Genomic DNA, 18,760 nt, shown 5'->3' with positions numbered 1-18,760 from the left:
TCATACGGACTGGCAGTCGGATCCGTTGTACTGAAGATGCCGCCAAGGCCCAAAACGTTGCGTCGACGCCAGGAATCGATCAGAACCGCGGGTGGTTGCCGACCAGCTCGGCGCGACCGGGGGTCTCGCCGGCCTTGGCCACCTCGCCGAGCACCCACGCGGGCACGTGCCGCGCGGTGAGCACGGCACGCACGCGGTCCGCGTCCTCGGCCGCGACCACGGCCACCATGCCGACGCCCATGTTGAACGTCTTCTCCATCTCCAGCCGCTCGACCCGGCCGCGCTGCGCGATCAGCGAGAACACCGGCGCCGGCGTCCACGTGCCACGGTCGAGCACGGCCTTCAGGCCCTTCGGGATCACCCGTGCCACGTTCGCGGCCATGCCGCCCCCGGTGATGTGCGCGAACGTGCGCACCTCGGCCTCGGCGGCCGCGGCCAGGCAGTCCTTGGCGTAGATGCGGGTCGGCTCCAGCAGCTCCTCGCCGAGCGAGCGGCCGAACTCCTCGACGTGCCCGCCCAGCGCCATCCGGCCGATGTCCAGCAGGACGTGCCTGGCCAGCGAGTACCCGTTGGAGTGCAGGCCGGACGAGGCCATGCCGATGATCACGTCACCCGGCCGGACCCGCTCCGGTCCCAGGATGGCGTCGGCCTCGACCACGCCGACCCCGGTGGCCGACAGGTCGTAGGCGCCGTCGGCCATGAGACCCGGGTGTTCGGCCGTCTCGCCGCCGAGCAGCGCGCACCCGGCCTGGACACAGCCCTCGGCGATGCCCTTGACCAGCGCGGCGATCCGCTCCGGCACGACCGTGCCGACCGCGATGTAGTCCTGCAGGAACAGCGGCTCCGCACCGCACACGACCAGGTCGTCGACGACCATGGCGACCAGGTCGATGCCGACCGTGTCGTGCACGTCCAGCGCCTGCGCGACCGCGATCTTGGTGCCGACGCCGTCCGTCGAGGACGCGAGCACCGGCTCCTTCCAGCGGTCGAGCCTGAGCTTGAAGAGCCCGGCGAACCCGCCGATGCCGCCCAGCACCTCGGGCCGTAACGCCTTCTCGGCGAACGGCTTGAGCCGCTCGACCGCCTCCTCGCCCGCCTCGATGTTCACGCCCGCGGCCGCGTAGGTGGCGTGCGGGGAGTCCGGACTTGCACTGGCGTCGGTCATGGCCTCGGTGTGGGGGTAGGGGCTAGGGGCGCTGGAGTGCGTCCGATGCACCATAGCCCGCCGGGACGACGGGAGCGGCGGGCCCCGCGACCCCTCGCTCGAGCCCTTCCAGCAGGTACTTGCCGAGCTGGTCCTCTTCCGGGATCGGGATCGGGTAGTCGCCGTCGAAGCAGGCCGTGCACAGCCGGCTGCGGGGCTGCTCGCTGGCCGCGACCAGGCCGTCCAGCGACACGTAACCCAGCGAGTCGGCGCCGATCGACCGGCGGATGCCGTCCAGGTCCAGCCCGTTGGCGACCAGCTCGGCGCGGGAGGCGAAGTCGATGCCGTAGAAGCACGGCCAGCGCACCGGCGGCGACGCGATCCGGACGTGCACCTCGAACGCGCCTGCCTCGCGCAGCATGCGGACCAGCGCGCGCTGGGTGTTGCCGCGGACGATCGAGTCGTCCACCACGACCAGCCGCTTGCCGCGGATCACGTCGCGCAGCGGGTTGAGCTTCAGCCGGATGCCCAGCTGGCGGATGGTCTGCGACGGCTGGATGAACGTGCGGCCGACATAGGCGTTCTTGACCAGGCCGGAGCCATACGAGATGCCGGAGCCCTGCGCGTAGCCGATGGCGGCCGGCGTGCCGGACTCCGGCACCGGGATGACCAGGTCGGCCTCGACCGGCGCCTCCTGCGCGAGCCGCCGCCCGATCTCCACGCGGGTGGCGTGCACGGACCGGCCGGCGATCGTGGTGTCCGGCCGGGCGAGGTAGACGTACTCGAACACGCAGCCCTTGGGCTCGGGGCTGGCGAACCGGGACGACCGCAGCCCGTGGTCGTCGATGGCCAGCAGCTCGCCGGGCTCGACCTCGCGCACGAACGACGCGCCGACGATGTCCAGCGCGGCGGTCTCGGACGCGACCACCCAGCCACGCTCGAGCCTGCCGAGCACGAGTGGCCGCACACCGTGCGGGTCGCGTGCCGCGTACAGCGTGGTCTCGTCCGCGAACACCAGGCAGTAAGCGCCCTGCACGTCCGGCAGCAGCTGGATCGCGGCCTGCTCGATGCCCACGTCCGCCGCGGACGCGGCGAGCAGCGCGGACAGCAGCTCGGAGTCGGTGGTCGCCCCGTTCATCGGGATGCCCATCGACCGGGCCCGGGCGGCCAGCTCGGCCGTGTTCACCAGGTTGCCGTTGTGGCCGAGCGACAGGCCGCTGCCGGTCGCGGTGGTGCGGAACGTCGGCTGGGCGTTCTCCCAGGTCGTCGACCCGGTGGTGGAGTAGCGGCAGTGGCCGACGGCGATGTGGCCCTGCAGCGAGACGAGGACCTGCTCGTTGAACACCTGCGAGACGAGTCCGAGGTCCTTGAAGACGACGATCTTCTCGCCGTCGGACACGGAGATCCCGGCGGCCTCCTGCCCACGGTGCTGCAGGGCGTAGAGGCCGAAGTAGGTGAGCTTGGCGACCTCCTCGCCCTTGGCCCACACCCCGAACACACCGCATTCCTCGCGGGGCTCGGGTTCCGGTTGGTCTGGTCGGTCAGCGTCGTCGGTATGGCCGGTCTGGTCGGTGACCACCGAAAGCACTCCCTGCGGGGACGGCGTCTGGTAACCCCAGTGTAGGTCGTCCGGCGCGACGCGCCCGGTCATCGCCGCGTGGCGCTCAACTCATTCGGAGCGCGCGGAGCACGGCAGTGTCACCCGATCCGGTGAGTTGCATCCGGCTCCACAGCTGGTAGAGGACGTTCGCGGTGCGATTGGACAGTCGCGCGTCGGCCTGTTCGTCCCGGCCGGCATGTCGAACCTCCGGGACCACGCCGGGCGCGAGCCGCACGTGCCAGATCTGCGGGCCGTCCGTGCAGGACACGACGGCCGTGCCCTGCGTGCCGTTGGGTGGGGAGTCGGCACGCACGCGGGCGGCGAGCAGCGTGCCGAGCAGCTCGTCGATGGCGTCCGCGGCCTGGTCGCGGTCGGTCGGCGTGAGCGTGCGGAGCGCGGCCTGGGCGTCCCAACGGCGCAGGTTGAGCTCGTGCGCGACGCGGCGGTGCCACACCCAGGCGAGGTCGGGGGCGGCCGGGGAGAAGGTCCATACCGGACGGTTTCCGGAGGTGTTCCGCAGTACCTGCGTGGCGGCGGCGAGCTGCTCGTCGAGGTAGAGGAGCGGGTCGACGTCCCCACGCACCGGGACCGGCCGCAGCTCCACGATGCTGCCGCTGGTGAGATAGCGCGTCGCGGTGTGCAGGAACCGGGCGACGTGCAGTGCGAGGTCCCGGAACGTCCAACCCGGACAGGACGGCACGTCCGCGGCGAGGTCCGCGGTGGCGACCGCGGTACGGAACAGCCCGGCCTGCTCGGCGAACACGGCGGTCCACCTGGTGGCCGTCCACACGTTGTCGCTGTCCTTCCCGTCCGCACAGTGTTTGGAGAAGACACCCTATGCCTCCCGGCGGCCCACTACGGTCGGACCGTGGCCGACGGTTATGAGGTTGATCCCGAGGCGTTGCGGGCCGTATCAGGCACTTTTCACACCGGCGCCGACGCGGTGGAGCGGGCCGCCGCCCACCTTTCAGTGGCACAGCTCACATCGGTGGGGCTCGGCGAGGTGGACGCCGCGGACGAGTTGGCGGCGGCGTTCGCGGACTTCGCCGGCCGGTACGCCGACGACCTCCGGCGCGGCTCGGCATGGGTGTCCGACACGGCGGACGGCCTGGTGGCCAGCGCGGACGAGTACCTGCGCCGGGAGGACCTGTGAGCGGAGCTTGCGAAGCGAACCATCGGCACCACGCCGACGAACGACGTCACCGAGCCTGCGAAGGAACGACGTGAGCGGCGTGAACGGCGTGAACGGCGTGAACGGAGCGAACGGGCCGGAGGAGCTGTACGCGAAGTTGGCCGGTGGGGACGCGAGCCGGATCCTGTCGACGCTCGAGCCGCTCACCAGGGCCCGGTCGGCGCTGGCGGACGTGTCGTTCTCGACCGTGCCGTCCTGGCGGGGGTCCGCCGCGGACGCGTTCGCCGAGCGTGTGCGGTCGTCCCGCGCCGCGGTCACGTCGGCGACCGACCGGCTGACGGACGCGATGGCCGTGGTCGAGCAGACCGCGGCGGCGTACCGGTCGATGCGTGGCTCCGCGGACACGGCGATCCGGGCCTACCGCGCCGGCGCGCCGGCGGCACCCGTGACCGAGCTGCTCACCGGCCTGCGGGACGCGTACGAGGGGCTGCTGCGGTCGTACGCGTCGGTCCTGCGTGGCTTCGAGCCGGCGTTCGGGGCGGCGGCCGGGCCGGCTTCGACGCAGGCCGCTGGCGTGACCATGCCCCCGCCGGGCACCGACCCCCGGCGGGTGGCCGACTGGTGGGGGTCGTTGTCGCCCGAGACGCGGGAGCGGTTGCTGGCTAGCCGGTTCGAGGCGCTCGGGAGGCTGCGTGGCCTGCCGGCGCCGGTGCTGAACCAGGCGAACCTGCGCCGCATCGAGTCCGACCGCGCGCGGTACACGGCGTCGGTGGCCGACCTGAACGCGCGGATCGCCGACCGTGCCGAGACTCTCGGCCTCGATCCCACCGACGAGGGCGCGCTGCGGGCGGACCCGGCGCTCGCCGACCTGCTGGACGAGCGGCAGGAGGCGAACCGGCGCGTGGACAACGCCGCCGCGGCGGACGCGCGCGTGCACGAGGCTCAGGCGTCCGGCTACGACACCTACGTCCTGTCGTACGACGTGGACGGTCCCGGCCGGCGGGAGGGCACGCTGGCCATCGCGTACGGAAACCCCGACACGGCAACGAATGTGGCGGTGGTGGTGCCCGGCACGACGACCACGCTGGACAACCTGTTCCCGAACGGGGAGGTGCGGGCGCTGCGCGGCGCGATGGACGGGTCGGGCTCCGGGAACGCGACGATCGCGTGGTTGGGCTATGACGCGCCGACGTGGGACACGACGGTGGCCTCACCGCACAACGCCGAGGAGGGCGCCCGATATCTGGTGTCCGATGTGGACGGTTACCGGGCGGCGGCCGCGGCCCAGCAGCACATCACGGTCATCGGCCACAGCTACGGCAGCGTGACCGTCGGCTATGCGGCCATGAACGGCCTCGCGGCGGACGACGTCGCGTTCGTCGGCTCACCGGGTGTCGGCGCGTCCACGGTGGACCAGCTGTCGCCGGGTGCCGGACACGTGTGGGCGGGCACGGCCGAACACGACCCGATCGTCCAGGCGACGAGCGGAAGCTGGTTCACCGCGGACGGCTCGTCGGTCGGGCCGTACGACAGGTCGTTCGGTGCCAACCAGTTCGCGGTGCCGGACGAGTCGGACCTGCGGACCGCGCACCTCGTGTACTACTCGAACGAGTCGCTGACCAACCTCGCGAACATCGCGACCGGCCACTACGACGCCGTGACCGCGGGCCCCGGCCCGGAGAACGCGCTGGACGACCTGGTCGGCGACGTGGGCGCGGGCCTGTCGGACGCGGCGGGCGACGCCGTCCACGGCGACTGGGACGCGGCCTGGGACGAGCTGACGGGCACGGGCAAGGAGCTGCTGAACGACACCGGCGACGTGGTGATCGGCGGCGTCGGCGACCTGGTGGAAGCCGGCAAGTCCTGGTACGACAACACCTTGGGCCGCTTGTTCTAGAGGCGCAGCAACGGCAGCAACGCGGAGATGTCCGCGCGGTTGCCCGACGCCGTGACGCGGCCCGACGCCAGCGCGTCGGTCCACCGCAGACCGCCCGTCGCCAGCTCCAGCCAGGTCCGCGGATCGGTCTCCACGACGTTCGGTGGGGTGCCACGGGTGTGCCGTGGGCCCTCGATGCACTGCACCGCCGCGAACGGCGGCACCCGCACCTCCACGCTGCGGCCCGGCGCGACCTGGGCCAGCGTCCGCAGGCTCAGCCGCACGGCCTTCGCCAGGGCCGGGCGGGCCGGTGAGTCCCACGGCAGGACGGCCGCGACCGCGTCGCGCATCTCCCGCGGGTCGACGGGAGCAGCACTCAACGCTCGGCCTCGGCCACTACCTCGTCCAGCAGCTCGGTCACGTGATGGGTCAGCTTTCGCAGGTCGGCGGGGGAGATCGTGGTCCACATCGTGCCGTCGTCGGACGGTCGCCGGATCTGCACGTACCGGCCGTCCTCGGTGTCGAAGAAGGACACCACGCGCTCGCCGCGTCTTCGCCGGCCCAGCCGGTCGCGGGCGGCGACGCCGAAGTTCCCGGTGTGCAGCACGTCCTTGACCATCTCGACCAGCGCCTCCGCGTCGTCCGCGCGCAGACCCGTCTCCTGCAACGCGGCGCCGAAGGCCTCGCGGGTGCGCCCGGCGTCGAGCGCCGCCCGCTCGAACTCCGTGGTCCGCAACGTCACCGACCGGCCCGGCCCCGCCGGGGCGGCCGGCAGCACGGACAGCGCCGCCGACGGCAGCCCGGCCTCCGGGGCCCGCCGCAGCGTCACCGTGCCGTCCGTCAGCTCCGCGACCACCGCCGTCTCACCCACCGACGCGGCGAGCAGCCGGACGTTCTGTCCCACGTACACCCGGGCGTCCACCTCGTGTTGAGGTTTCGCCAGCACGCCGAGCAGCTCCTCGATGTCCGGATCGACCTCGACCGGCCGGCCGAGACCCCGGGCCTCCAGGTCCGCCCACACCCGTGCCGCCAGCTGGGCACGCTCCTCGTGGGTCTTCCCCGGCGACGGGACCTTCACCACGAGTGGCATGGCCCCCAACCGAAGGTGCTCCCACAGCACGTCGAACTCCAGCGCCGACAGCGTTATCGGCGGCGCTTCCCGGCCCCCGAGCGAGAAAGTGCTGGTCACAGCGTCACCCTACCCCCAGACAAGGCAGCGGGGAGCCGCCAGAAAAGGCGACTCCCCGACTGAGCTTTCCCTTGAAGTTACTCGCCGATCACCGTCGGCGCGACGCGGCGCTCGTCGCCGAACACGTCGTCGCTCTCGAGGAGGTAGTCAGGCGCGTAGTGCTCCTGGTCCTCCTCCTCGTCCTCCGCACGCCGGCCACCGGCGCCCATGCCGTTCGCGCCGGCACCGCCACGGCCGGCGGCACCCGCCGCGCCGGGACCGCTGCGGACCACGCCGCCCTCACCGGGTCCGGCGCCGAGCACGCCACCGCGGCCGAGCTGCGACGGCATCCGCTCGCCGTCCACCGCCCCGAGGCCGCCCGCGCCCGGACCGCCCGGCAGGCCGCCGCGGCCGAACGGACCACCACCCTCGACGGGCAGGCCGGTCCGCAACGGCAACGCACGCCGTGCGATGTCGTTCGCGTTGTCGCCGCCGGTGCCGAAGGACGGGAACGGACCGTTGCCGGGTAGCCCCGGGTTCGGGCCGGGTCCAGGACCGGGCAGGCCCGGGTTCGGGCCGGGTCCGGGCCCTGGCGAAGGCGGCAGCGGGTTGCCACCGTTGCCGGGCGGCGGGACGAACACGTCCGACGGGTTGGTGGTACCGGGGTTGTTCACGGTCGGCGGCTTGTTGCCGTCGCCGCCTCCGCCGCCCCCACCACCGCCACCGCCGTGCGTGCCGGGCTGGTCATGGGTGGACGGGACGTCCGAGGTGCCGTTCGAGCCGGTCGGGATGTTGCTGTGGCCGCCGCCCCCGCCGTTGCCGTTGCCGTTGTCGGCGACGTTCTTGACGTTGCCGGTCGGGCCGACGATCGTCCCGGTCGCACCGCGCTGCGGCGGCGGGGTCGAGATCACGACGTCGGGTGGCGCGACGAACGTGCCGAGCGTGTTCCTGTTCCAGGTGCTGCTCGACTCGTAGGTCTTCATCGTCTGGACGGCCTTCTCCTCCGCCGCGTTCTTGGCCGCCTCCTGGGTCTCGTGGTCCTCGGCCTGCTGGGCGACGTCCGCGGCCGGACCACCGAAGCCGATCACGGACGCGGCGCCGGCCTTGGCGTAGTCCCACCCCGACGGCGCGGGCGTGGTCACCTCGACCGGCTCCGGCATGTTCGAGCGGGCGTCGGAGACGAACTGCCCCTGTTCCTCCGCCGACACCTTCATCACGTTCGCGCCGGTCTGCGCGTCATTCGCCCACTCGGCGAGCGGCGTGAGCCCGGACTGCGCGCTGTCCGACGCCGGCCCCTGCCATGAGGAGCCGAGGCTCGACAGCTTCGAGTTGAGGTCCTGGTCGACCTGGCTGAGGTCCTTGGAAAGGCCCTGCCAGTAGCTGGTCTGCGGATCGGACGCGGCGGCGCCCGGCCCGGCGTTGATCATGGTGTAAAGCTCGGGGTGGTCGTAACCCCGCCATCTGTGTCCCACTGAAATCCCCTCCGAGGCTCAGTCCCGGTGGTATTTGCCCCATAGTGCGGCGTTGTCCCCCTCGACACGCACGTAGTCGGCGTGCGCGCCCTTCAGTGACTTGATCGCGGCGCTCAGCTGCTGCTCGTATCCCTCGAGGCAGGTGAGTGCCGAGTCCGCGCCCCCGCGGTTGCTCCGTTGCTGGAACCGCACCGCGGTCTCACCGCTGACCGGGTCTCCCGCCCAGTCGTTGATGGGTAGCGCGTGCAGCTCGCTGATCTTGGCGAGCACCTGGTCGTGCGCGTCGGTGAACGCCTTGAGCGCGTCCGGGATGGCGGACGGCTCGATGTTCAGTGTCTGTGTGCCCGTGAACAGTGGGCCCGGCGCAGGGGCCCCACCGCCACCATCTGCGACGTACACGGTCTCTCTCCTCAGTCTGTGCGGGTGCGACGACTGTAGCTCTGATGCCCGATGTTGTGAGGTGGTTCCCACAAGCAATCGATCAGACACATGAATTATTCACGAACAGACCACCGACTTTGGTTCAACCTCGCGCCACCCGACCTGGATGTCGCCACCAACGACCACTCAGCGTAGATGATCATGCCCTCGATCTCACGCAGCGTCGATGAACCGGTCGACTCAGAGTAGAGCGAGCGCGGCCCGCGCGATGTCCGGGACTCGTTGGCACAGCGTGATCTGTGGCGTATCCGGTTGGCTACTCGACGCGGCGACGCCGTAGTTGATGAAGATCATCTGACCGTCGTTGACATCCAGCACGCCGAAACAGCTCTGCGGACTCTGTGGCGTGGTCAGTACATGGAGCGGGAAGCCGAGCACCTCCGTCCGGACGATCTTCGCGTTGGCGCCGTCGAGGTACTGCGTCGCCCCCTTGTTCACCACCGCGACGAGGGTCAGCGCGAGGTTCGCCTCGGTGCCGTTGTTGAAGCAGTCCTTCGAGCCGGGGAACAGGCCCGAGTCACCCGCGAGCGGCGGCCGGTCGGTGTCCAGGCCCAGCTCTGCCCGCGGCAGGCCGGTCATCACCCCGCAGATGTCGACCGCGGACACGTCGATGTTCCTCGGCCGGTGAACCGGACCGGGCGCGGTGGTCGTGGTCTCGGCCGGCGACGTGGTCGTGGTGGTCGTGGTCGCGGTGGTCGTCCCGCCCGGCCGGTCGCCGGGCGTCGGCGTGCCGGGGTCGGCGGTCGCGCATCCCGCGAGCAGCAGGCATCCGAGCACGATCAACCGGCGCATGCCCCGCAACCTACCGAGGTTCGCCGGCCGGCGTAGGCCGTTCAGGCCAACCAGCGCTCGACGTCCTCCGGCGTTCCCGGCTTCGCGTACAGCCAGCCCTGCGCCGAGTCCGCGCCGATGCGGCGCAGCAGGTCGGCCTGCTCGGTCGTCTCGACGCCCTCGGCGATCACGGTCAGCTTGAGCGTGTGCGCCAGCGAGACCAGCGCCGTCACGATGCGGGCGTCCACCGAGTCCATCTCGCCGGCCCGCAGGCCCTCGACGAACGACCCGGCGATCTTCAGCGCGTGCACGGGCAGGTGCCGCAGGTAGGCCAGGTTGGAGTAGCCGGTGCCGAAGTCGTCGATGGCGATCCGCACACCGAGGTCGACGAGCCTGCGCAGCGCCTCGAGCGGCTCGCCGGTGGTGCCCATGATCGCGCTTTCGGTCAGCTCCAGCTGCAGTGACGTCGGCGGGATGCCGACCTCGCTGATGATCGACGCGATGTCGTCGACCAGGCCCGGCTCGGCGACCTGCCGCGCGGCGAGGTTGACGCTGACCATCGGCGTGGCCCCCATGGCCCGCCACTTCATGGTCTGGCGGCACGCGGTCTCCAGCACCCACCGGCCGAGCGGCACGATCAGGCCGGTCTCCTCCGCGAGCCCGATGAACCGGTCCGGGCCGAGCCGGCCGATCTCCGGGTGCGTCCAGCGGACCAGTGCCTCGACGCCGACCAGCGAGCCGTCCTCGAACGACACGATCGGCTGGTAGTCGACGTAGAACTCCTCGTGCTCCAGCGCCGCCGGCATGGCGGCGGACAGCGTGATCCTGGCGATCTCGCGGGCGTTGCGCTCCGGGTCGTAGACCGCCCACCGGTTCTTGCCGTCGACCTTCGCCCAGTGCAGCGTGACGTCCGCGTCCCGCATGGTCTCCGCGGGCGACGCCTCGAACACCGACCGCTCGACCAGCCCGATGCTCGCCGACACCACCAGCCGGTGGCCGGCGATGTGCACCGGCTGGGCCACGGCCGCCAGCAGCCGCTCGGCGAGCTCGACCAGCTGGTCGAGGCCCGTCGAGTGCTCGACCAGGACGACGAACTCGTTGCCGCCCATCCGCGCGACCAGCCGGCCCGGCGCGGACACCAGCTCGTCGAGCCGGCGCGCGATCTCGATGAGCAGCTGGTCGCCGACGACGTGGCCGAGGGTGTCGTTGATGGCCTTGAACCCGTCGAGGTCCAGGTAGCACAGGCCGACGCGCTCGTTCGACGTCGCGCCGAAGGCCGCGTGCAGGCGCTCGGTGAAGTAGGCCCGGTTGCTCAGCCCGGTCAGGTGGTCGTGGTTGGCCTGGTGGCGCAGCTGCTCGGACAGCACGTGCCGCTCGGTGTTGTCCTCGACCATGCCGACCATGTACTGCGGCCTGCCGTGGTCGTCCCGCACCAGCGACACGGTCACGTTGGTGCGCAGCGCGGCGCCGTCCCGCCTGAGGAACCGCCGCTCGATCCGGTAGTTGTCGCGCTGCCCGGCGACCATCTCCTGGAAGTACCTCAGCATGTCCGGCGGGTCTTCCGGGTGCACGAACTCGATGAGGTAGCGGCCGAGCATCTCCTCGATGGTGAAGTCGAGCATGTTGGCCATCGCGCTGTTGACCTCGAGCAGCCGGCCCTTGGTGTCGGAGATGCCGATGCCGATCGCGGCGTCGGTGAACATGGCGCGGAAGCGCGCCTCGCTCGTCCGCCGCGCGCTCTCGGCGCCGTCCCTGGCCTCCAGCGCCGAGCGGCGCAGGATCTCCTGCTGGTGGAAGATCCACTTCTGCACGGCCTGGACGAACCCGCTGCTCAGGGCGCCCTGGATCTGGATGGTGCGTGGTCCTGGCGGCAGGTGGGTGCCGATCAGCTCGACGGTGCCGGCGAGCACCTCGGGGGCGATGAGCCGCATGCCGACGAGGTCGGCCCCGACGCGCTCGACCGCGGCCTTGTCGAACTCCTTCGCGGTGACCGCCGCGTCGAGGGTGCTGACGAACTCACCCACCCGTTCGTGGAGCGCGGCACGGTCGGTGGCGACGTAGCCGGAGTCCGCGAGCACCCCGGCCCACGCGGCTACGAACGAGCCGCGACCTGAGCCGTTAGGGCTTGCCACCGTCACACCTTCCGGCATAGTTCGCTCGCCACCCCGCGCAGCATGGCACGGGTCAGGATACGGGCGGGGACACTGACCGTCCATGGCCGTGAGCACACGTTCTCACTGGTCACACCGGCCAGCCGGGTGTTTCGCCCACACGCTTTTCGTGATCTTCGAAGGGCGATGTGAAAACTAACCGTTACCAAACCCGTTGTTGATAATTCACTTAGCAACGTGACAAATCGGTACAAGGCGACGACAATCTGTGTCCTAGCAGCTCCAGCCCGGGAGCCGCCATCCGCGAGGGCAATTCTGAAAGGGCATCCCATGAACGGTTCGTGGCGTGGAAGACGGAGGGTTCGCAGCGCCGTCATCACGGTTTCCGCACTGTTGTCAGTCACCGGGTTCGCTACCACCGCCCAGGCCGCCACCCCTGCCGGCGACCAGGCATCGATCGACGCGTACGTCAAGAAGTACGACCATCCGATGGGGTCACAGATCCGCAAGCACGAGGGCACCGCCCAGATGCCGAGGAGCGTGCACCCGGAGGACTTCGGTGTCCTCGCCTCCGTCGAGGGCATCGACGTGAGTGGCTACCAGGGCAATGTGGACTGGGCGGCCCAGTGGAACGCGGGGAAGCGATTCGTCTGGGCCAAGGCCACCGAGGGCACCGGCTACACCAACCCGTACTTCGGGCAGCAGTACAACGGCTCGTACAACCAGGGCTTCATCCGCGGCGCGTACCACTTCGCGCTGCCGAACGTGTCCTCCGGCGCCGCGCAGGCGAACTACTTCAACAGCCACGGCGGCGGCTGGTCGGGTGACGGCAGGACGCTGCCCGGCGCGCTGGACATGGAGTACAACCCGTACGGCGCGACCTGCTACGGCCTGTCGAAGGCCGCGATGACCACGTGGGTCAAGGACTTCAGCGACACGTACAAGGCGAGGTGGAACAAGTACCCGGCGATCTACACGTCGGCCAGCTGGTGGAGCCAGTGCGTCAGCGGCGACTTCTCCAGCACCAACCCGCTGTGGGTGGCGCGGTACGCGTCCACTGTGGGCGGCATGCCGTACGCGTGGAGCACCTACACGGTCTGGCAGTACAGCAGCTCGCCGATCGACCAGGACTCGTTCAACGGCGCGTACGACCGCCTGCAGGTGTTCGCGACCAACCACGACTAGTCCGACTGTCCGGATGAACCAGTCGTAACCCGATCGGTTGACGTCGAAAGGGGCCTTCCGGCGCGAAGGCCCCTTTCGCGCGTCTAAGCTCCGGCGTGAGCATCGCGTGAGTTTGAGGGAACCAAACATCCCCGTGACCACGTCGGACGGACAAGACCGTGATCGGGGAGGGACACAGATGACTTACCCACCACAGGGTCCGTACGGGCAGCAGCCGGATCCCTACGGACAGCAACAGCCGGATCCCTACGGACAGCAGCAGCCGCCACCACCGCAGTACGGCGGTGGTTACCAGCAGCCACAGCAACAACAGCCGCAGTACGGCGGCGCCTACGACCCCAACGCGCAGTACGGCGGCGGCGCCCAGTACGGCGGCGGTTACTCCCAGTACGGCGGGCTCGGCGGGGGGCCGCAGCCGCCGAAGAACAACAAGGGCCCGATCATCGCCGTGGTGTCGATCGTGGTCCTGATCCTCGCGGGGGTGGGCGTCACCGGCTTCATCGCGCCGGGTTTCTTCCTGTCCGACGACAAGGGCGGCAAGACCGCCACGACGGACACGTCGAGCACCAAGGACGACAAGGCCGCCGGCGCGGACGCCTTCATCCAGAAGCTGGTGTCCGCGGCGGACGACAAGGACAAGAGCACGCTCGAGGACTACCAGTGCTCCGACGCGACGGACTCCGTCAAGGGCGCGACCAAGGACATCGACGAGATCTCCAGCGCCAAGCTGAAGGACACCGACGAGAAGTCCGACTCGAAGGTCGTCGCGACCCTGTCCATCGTCGTCGACGGCGACAAGGGCGACTACGATGTGACGGTCGTGCGGGACGGCGGCGACTGGTGCTGGCAGGACATCACGGCCGGCAGCGGTGGCCTCGGCGGGTCGACCACTCCGTCCAGTGACGACACCTCCACCTCCGACGCGCCCCCGGCGACCGGCGACACCGACGGTGAGAAGTTCGTCCAGTCGTTCCTGGACAAGCTGAACGCCGGCGACGGCGCGGGCGCGGCGGCCCTGTCGTGCTCGGACAGCACGAGCCAGAGCGACATCACCGAGGCCGCGACGCAGGGCCCGAAGCTGCAGATGGACCCGAGCGGCACGACCGCGGACGACACCTACGTGGGCGCGGACCTGAAGGGGACGCTCAACGGCAAGGAGGCGTCGGGCCGCACGAGCGCGTTCGTGGAGAGCGGGAAGTGGTGCATCTACACGTTCTTCGCGTCCTGAGTCGATTCTGAGCCAGACCCGGCACGGACCTTGTTAAGGTGCCGCCGATGGCAGCCACACTCCTGATCCTCGGTGTCGTGGCCGTCGTCGGCGGCATCGTCGTGTTCGCGGTCTGGTCGCGGTTGGTCGCGACGATGCTGCTGGCCTTCGGCGCCCTCGCGACGGTCACGGGTTGGTTGTTGCCGACGGTCGACCGTGCCGAGGCACTCAAGACGGGTGGGCTGGCGGCCGGCTCCGTCGTGGCCCTCTACGCGTTGTGGCTCAACGACCGCAGACGACGCGTCGACGAGGAACGCCACCTCCTGGAACACGAACGCCAGCAGCTGGAGACCGCACGGGCGGCCTACGAACGCGAACGCGCGGCCGACGACCGGTTCCTGCGCGCGATCGAGCTGCTCGGCCACGACACCGACCAGGCCAGGGTGGGCGCGCTGCACGCGCTGGCCGGCATCGCCCGCAGCCAGCCGCCGTACACACAGGACGTCCTGGACGTCCTCTGTTCGTATCTCCGCCGCCCGTTCGAACACCCCGACTACCTGCGGCCCCGGCACGAGAAGCCCGAGTCCCCACCGGACCTGGCGGACGCCAACCGCTGGCGTGTGGTGCGCCTCACCGCCCAACGACTCCTCGGCGACCTGCTGCCCAGGGTCGGCACCGAGAACGCGGTCGCCTACGACCTCGACCTGACGGGCGCGACACTCGAGTACTGCGACCTGTCCTACCGGGTCATCGGCCAGCTCCGGGCGCGGGCGCTGCGGCTGTACCAGTCGAACTCGTTCCACCACTGCGAGATCCGCGGCCCCGCCTGGTTCACGGAGAGCGAGTGCTGGGGCAACCTGTGGATGCACGACATGGAGTTCCACGACGTGGCGGTGTTCAGCCGGGTCAAGGCCCACGCCGACGGCACGGTCAGCTTCGCCGACAACGTCTTCCACGACGAGTTCCGGGTCGCGACCGCCACGTTCGAGTCAACGGTGACGCCGCCGCCCGGCTGGCGTCTGGACGGCAAGCAACTCGTCCGCGACTAGTGTCCCGCGCCGGAAATGCGGTGATCAAGTCGGTGGATCCAGGTTTCTGCTGGCAAGGCGCCGGTTCGTCCTCGTGCTGGGTCGTACTTGGGCGAACCGGCAACGCCGCCAGCGGGAAGCTGGGCCGCCGAATTAGTTGCCTGATTTCCGGCGCGGGACACTAGCGCCAGAGCGCCTTGATCAATTTCTGTAGCCGCTGAGCGGGTTCATCGCGAGAGCTGAAGACCACCGCCCAGGCGAATACAAGTAAGCCGAGGAGCAACAGGCCGCAGAGAACCATCGCGGCAGCAGGCCCGAACGAGAACACCCCCGCCCCGCCAAGCACACCACCCCCCGCAATGAACCACGCCCTGAACTGTCGTCGAACCGTCTCCTTCTTCCGCATGTCGCACCCCACTACCTGGCAGAAGCGACGCCGATTGCCGGCCCGGCCACGCAGATTGGCACGTGTCCACCATTAACGGTCCCCGGTGTCGCTGAGGAACTCCAGCCGACCGCACCCCAGCGTCCACTCACCTGTCCACTAACTGTCAATGGACATGCCGCTTGGAGTGGTGCTAGACCAGTGAGTGAGTAGTGAGTTGATGGTGACCACGACATGACTCCGCGACCTGACGGCAAAGCGTCACCGAGGGAAGACGGCCTCCGTTGGCTTGCGGCAAGCGCTCACGGCCGCGTACACACGATGCTCGTGCACGGACTGCAGGATCTGCACAAATCCGCCGCCACGACGAAGAAAGAGGCAGACGTGCGGGCACTCGTGGCCGATACCCCGTCGTCCATGCCGTTCGGGACCCGGATCGACGACCGCGCTCGGGCTTTGTGGCGGCTCGTCCAGAACGAAGTCGAGCGAATCGAGCTGCAGGATGAGCGGACCGCGCTCAAGGCCGCTTTGCATCTCGACACAACCAACCGTGAGCCGTCCATCGACAGGCGTCTCATGTTCGCGCGAGACCGCGGTGACTTCGGCGAGCAGGAGTCCGGAAAGCGTCACGGCTACGACGCACTGCGCAGATGGTGGGGTGACGGGGTCCGCCTGTTGGGCGAGCGACTCCACGAACGCCTCGACTACCTTCACCACCATCCATCCGAGTGGAACCAGTATTTCGTCGGTGTCACCGGACCCATCTTCCGCAAACCGTCGCCGGGTGCACAACCCCTCTTCGCAGAGCTCTTTTTGACTACCGTTTTCATGCGCGGCCGGCTCGTCCAACGGCGGATCACCGAACGTCTCGTCACCGCACGCGAGGACGACGTCGCTTACTACACCGCGCGTGCGTTGCCGGAGATGGACGATCCTTCGGCGTCCGTCCCGGTGCGCGCGCTCTGGGGATGCAAGGCAGAAGGCCTTCCGTGGATACCCGGGCAGCCGATACTCACCCGTCTGCGTTTTCCGCATCCACTCCGTCGCGGTGAACGACACTTCTTTTCGTCCGAAGCCGTGGCCGGAAACATGTCAACGGAACGCACTGCGATCAACGTCGAAGTTGATCACCACGGCATCGCACCTGGGCGCCGGCTCCATGACACCATGCCGGTCGGCGGCCTGACCATCCGAATCATTTTCGACACACAGGACCTGCCAACAGGAGTCTGGTGGTACGCCGAAGCGACCGAACGGGAGCGGCACAGCCCACCCTTCACCGAGGGTGACGAGCGATGGCTTAAGGTGTCACCTCATGGACACGTCGAACACACATTTGCCCAGGCATGCCAGCCCTCGGCGAATTACGGTGTGTCCTTCGCGTGGCCAAGCCCGCTTTCTGGTGCACAGGTGGGCGTCGACTCCTCCGAAGGGTGAGCCAATGTATGGCGGTACCGACTCCGGCAACTAATCGGACTTCTAGCAGGGCCGCGCTCAACATCATTCCTTGAGTGCGGCCCTGAACCTTATTCGAACAGGGCCGGCAGGGTGGCTTCCCAGACCGCACGCAGCTCACTCAGCGCCAGCTCGCCCACGCCTTCGATGCGAAGGGTGGTCGTCTCGGCGACCAGGCCGAGGCGTTGCCACGGCAGGCCCGCCTCGTCGCAGTGGGCGGTGAACTCGTCCGGGTTCGGGACCGACACGAGGACCCTGGCGGACGACTCGCTGAACAGGGCCACGAACGGGTCTCCCGTCAGCTCGACGTCGCAGCCGCGGCCCGTCAGCAGGCAGGACTCCACCAGTGCCTGCGCGAGGCCACCCTCCGACAGGTCGTGCGCCGCCGTGACACCGGCCCGCAGCACCGACGCGATGAGCGCCTCGCGTGCCAGGTCCACCTTCGGCGGTCGCCCGCCCAGGTGGTCGTGCACGACGTGTGCCCACTCCGAGCCACCGAGCTCGTCGTGGGTCTCGCCCAGCAGGATCAGGGTGTCGCCCGTGGCGCCCAGGCCCGTCGGGATGCGGGTGGCGACGTTGTCGATCACGCCGAGAACGCCGACCACCGGGGTCGGCAGGATCGCGGTCGTCCCGGTCTGGTTGTAGAAGCTCACGTTGCCGCCGGTCACGGGAATGCCAAGCGTCGCGCAGCCGTCCGCCAGGCCGCGTACGGCCTGCTCGAACTGCCACATCACGCCAGGGTCCTCCGGCGAGCCGAAGTTCAGGCAGTTCGTGACCGCCACCGGGCGGGCGCCCGACACCGCCACGTTCCGGTACGCCTCCGCCAGCGCAAGCTGGGCGCCCGCGTACGGGTCCAGGAAAACGTAACGGCCGTTGCAGTCGCAGGAAAGCGCGATGCCGCGGCCGGTCGCCTCGTCGATGCGGATCATGCCCGAGTCGGACGGCTGCGCCAGCACGGTGCCGCCGCGCACGTACCGGTCGTACTGCTCGGTCACCCAGCGGCGCGACGACAGGTTCGGCGAGCCGGCCATGCGCAGGATCTCCGCCCGCAGTCCGTCCGATGTGGACGGACGGGCGAGCGTGGCCGGCGAGTCGGCGACGACCTCGTCCTGGAACGACGGCCGCTCGACCGGGCGCTCGTACACCGGGCCCTCGTGCGCCACCGTGCGCGGTGGCACGTCGACCACCGTCTCGTCGTGCCAGGTGATCACCAGGTGGTCGCCGTCGGTCACCTCGCCGATCTCGGTCGCGATGACGTCCCACTTCTGGCACACGCGCATGAACGCGTCCACATCGGACGGCCGGACCACCGCGCACATGCGTTCCTGCGACTCCGACGAGAGGATCTCCGCCGGCGTCATGCCCTTGGCCCGCAACGGAACCCGCTCCAGCCACACGTGCATGCCGCCGTCACCGGCCGACGCCAGCTCCGACGTCGCGCACGACAGGCCCGCGCCGCCGAGGTCCTGGATGCCGACGACGATGCCCTCCCGGAACAGCTCCAGGCAGCACTCGATCAGCACCTTCTCGGTGAACGGGTCGCCCACCTGCACGCTCGGCAGCTTCTTGCGCCCGGTGCCACCCTCGTCACCTGCGAACGTGTCCGACGCCAGCACGGACACCCCGCCGATGCCGTCGAGACCCGTCCGCGCGCCGAACAGGATCACCTTGTTGCCGGTGCCGGAGGCGTGCGCCAGGTGCAGGTCCTCGACCCGCATCGCACCCACGCACAACGCGTTGACCAGCGGGTTCCCCTGGTACGTCGGGTCGAACACGACCTCGCCG

Annotated in this window: 16 protein-coding genes; 6 read left to right on the top strand and 10 right to left on the bottom strand. The window is 69.8% G+C overall.

Annotated features, from left to right (window positions below; translation table 11 throughout):
• Positions 1 to 79 precede the first annotated feature (79 nt).
• From purM to VET29_RS43395, 3 genes are all read right to left on the bottom strand, one after another.
• Positions 80 to 1,165 carry a phosphoribosylformylglycinamidine cyclo-ligase gene (gene purM, locus VET29_RS43405; protein ID WP_324933260.1) on the bottom strand — a complete coding sequence of 362 codons (1,086 nt, stop codon included), beginning with the start codon at positions 1,163 to 1,165 and terminating at the stop codon, positions 80 to 82.
• A 22-nt stretch (positions 1,166 to 1,187) separates the two neighbouring features.
• Positions 1,188 to 2,723: an amidophosphoribosyltransferase gene (gene purF / locus VET29_RS43400; protein ID WP_324933256.1), complete on the bottom strand. Its 1,536-nt coding sequence runs from the start codon at positions 2,721 to 2,723 to the stop codon at positions 1,188 to 1,190.
• A gap of 85 nt (positions 2,724 to 2,808) precedes the next feature.
• On the bottom strand, positions 2,809 to 3,534 hold the full coding sequence (locus VET29_RS43395) for a maleylpyruvate isomerase N-terminal domain-containing protein (RefSeq protein WP_324933253.1): 726 nt from the start codon (positions 3,532 to 3,534) through the stop codon (positions 2,809 to 2,811).
• Between the two features lie 78 nt (positions 3,535 to 3,612).
• Here VET29_RS43395 and VET29_RS43390 point away from each other — a divergent pair, with 78 nt between their 5' ends.
• Entirely contained in the window at positions 3,613 to 3,897 is a 285-nt protein-coding gene (locus VET29_RS43390) for a hypothetical protein (protein WP_324933250.1), read from the top strand.
• A gap of 70 nt (positions 3,898 to 3,967) precedes the next feature.
• The gene (locus VET29_RS43385; RefSeq protein WP_324933248.1) at positions 3,968 to 5,773 is read left to right on the top strand and encodes an alpha/beta hydrolase; all 1,806 of its coding nucleotides are present in this window, start codon (positions 3,968 to 3,970) and stop codon (positions 5,771 to 5,773) included.
• Here VET29_RS43385 and VET29_RS43380 read toward each other — a convergent pair.
• The 6 genes from VET29_RS43380 to VET29_RS43355 all read right to left on the bottom strand — a co-directional run bounded on the left by VET29_RS43380 (position 5,770) and on the right by VET29_RS43355 (position 11,736).
• Entirely contained in the window at positions 5,770 to 6,102 is a 333-nt protein-coding gene (locus VET29_RS43380) for a sterol carrier family protein (protein WP_324933316.1), read from the bottom strand. The two genes, VET29_RS43385 and VET29_RS43380, sit on opposite strands and share 4 nt — an antisense overlap.
• A 26-nt stretch (positions 6,103 to 6,128) precedes the next feature.
• Complete coding sequence (locus VET29_RS43375) at positions 6,129 to 6,941, bottom strand: ESX secretion-associated protein EspG (RefSeq protein ID WP_324933245.1); 813 nt, start codon at positions 6,939 to 6,941, stop codon at positions 6,129 to 6,131.
• A gap of 77 nt (positions 6,942 to 7,018) precedes the next feature.
• Positions 7,019 to 8,392 carry a PPE domain-containing protein gene (locus VET29_RS43370; protein ID WP_324933242.1) on the bottom strand — a complete coding sequence of 458 codons (1,374 nt, stop codon included), beginning with the start codon at positions 8,390 to 8,392 and terminating at the stop codon, positions 7,019 to 7,021.
• An 18-nt stretch (positions 8,393 to 8,410) separates the two neighbouring features.
• On the bottom strand, positions 8,411 to 8,791 hold the full coding sequence (locus VET29_RS43365) for a hypothetical protein (RefSeq protein WP_324933239.1): 381 nt from the start codon (positions 8,789 to 8,791) through the stop codon (positions 8,411 to 8,413).
• Between the two features lie 222 nt (positions 8,792 to 9,013).
• Positions 9,014 to 9,625: a DUF3558 family protein gene (locus tag VET29_RS43360; RefSeq protein WP_324933236.1), complete on the bottom strand. Its 612-nt coding sequence runs from the start codon at positions 9,623 to 9,625 to the stop codon at positions 9,014 to 9,016.
• Positions 9,626 to 9,666: 41 nt separating this feature from the next.
• Complete coding sequence (locus VET29_RS43355; RefSeq protein WP_324933234.1) at positions 9,667 to 11,736, bottom strand: putative bifunctional diguanylate cyclase/phosphodiesterase; 2,070 nt, start codon at positions 11,734 to 11,736, stop codon at positions 9,667 to 9,669.
• Positions 11,737 to 12,045: 309 nt separating this feature from the next.
• Between VET29_RS43355 and VET29_RS43350 the strand changes: the two genes are divergently transcribed.
• From VET29_RS43350 to VET29_RS43335, 4 genes are all read left to right on the top strand, one after another.
• Positions 12,046 to 12,900, top strand: coding sequence for a lysozyme (locus tag VET29_RS43350; RefSeq protein ID WP_324933231.1), 855 nt, complete (start codon positions 12,046 to 12,048; stop codon positions 12,898 to 12,900).
• A gap of 178 nt (positions 12,901 to 13,078) precedes the next feature.
• The gene (locus VET29_RS43345) at positions 13,079 to 14,128 is read left to right on the top strand and encodes a hypothetical protein (protein ID WP_324933228.1); all 1,050 of its coding nucleotides are present in this window, start codon (positions 13,079 to 13,081) and stop codon (positions 14,126 to 14,128) included.
• Between the two features lie 47 nt (positions 14,129 to 14,175).
• Positions 14,176 to 15,156, top strand: coding sequence for a hypothetical protein (locus VET29_RS43340; RefSeq protein ID WP_324933225.1), 981 nt, complete (start codon positions 14,176 to 14,178; stop codon positions 15,154 to 15,156).
• A 691-nt stretch (positions 15,157 to 15,847) separates the two neighbouring features.
• Positions 15,848 to 16,957 carry a hypothetical protein gene (locus VET29_RS43335; protein ID WP_324933222.1) on the top strand — a complete coding sequence of 370 codons (1,110 nt, stop codon included), beginning with the start codon at positions 15,848 to 15,850 and terminating at the stop codon, positions 16,955 to 16,957.
• 89 nt (positions 16,958 to 17,046) lie between these two features.
• Here VET29_RS43335 and purL read toward each other — a convergent pair.
• The coding region (purL, locus tag VET29_RS43330; RefSeq protein WP_324933209.1) for a phosphoribosylformylglycinamidine synthase subunit PurL at positions 17,047 to 18,760 on the bottom strand (1,714 nt) is incomplete at its 5' end.

This window comes from Actinophytocola sp. (assembly GCF_035634895.1).
GTDB lineage: Bacteria > Actinomycetota > Actinomycetes > Mycobacteriales > Pseudonocardiaceae > Actinophytocola.
The sequence above is the reverse complement of the archived record's forward strand: the minus strand, read 5'-3'. Positions and strand labels throughout refer to the sequence as shown.

What these genes read in the sequence shown, in the direction of transcription:
- purM (WP_324933260.1), bottom strand. Translation starts at nt 1,165, where the DNA reads ATGACCGACGCCAGTGCAAGTCCGGACTCCCCGCACGCCACCTACGCG.
- VET29_RS43380 (WP_324933316.1), bottom strand. Translation starts at nt 6,102, where the DNA reads ATGCGCGACGCGGTCGCGGCCGTCCTGCCGTGGGACTCACCGGCCCGC.
- VET29_RS43360 (WP_324933236.1), bottom strand. Translation starts at nt 9,625, where the DNA reads ATGCGCCGGTTGATCGTGCTCGGATGCCTGCTGCTCGCGGGATGCGCG.
- VET29_RS43350 (WP_324933231.1), top strand. Translation starts at nt 12,046, where the DNA reads ATGAACGGTTCGTGGCGTGGAAGACGGAGGGTTCGCAGCGCCGTCATC.
- VET29_RS43345 (WP_324933228.1), top strand. Translation starts at nt 13,079, where the DNA reads ATGACTTACCCACCACAGGGTCCGTACGGGCAGCAGCCGGATCCCTAC.
- VET29_RS43340 (WP_324933225.1), top strand. Translation starts at nt 14,176, where the DNA reads ATGGCAGCCACACTCCTGATCCTCGGTGTCGTGGCCGTCGTCGGCGGC.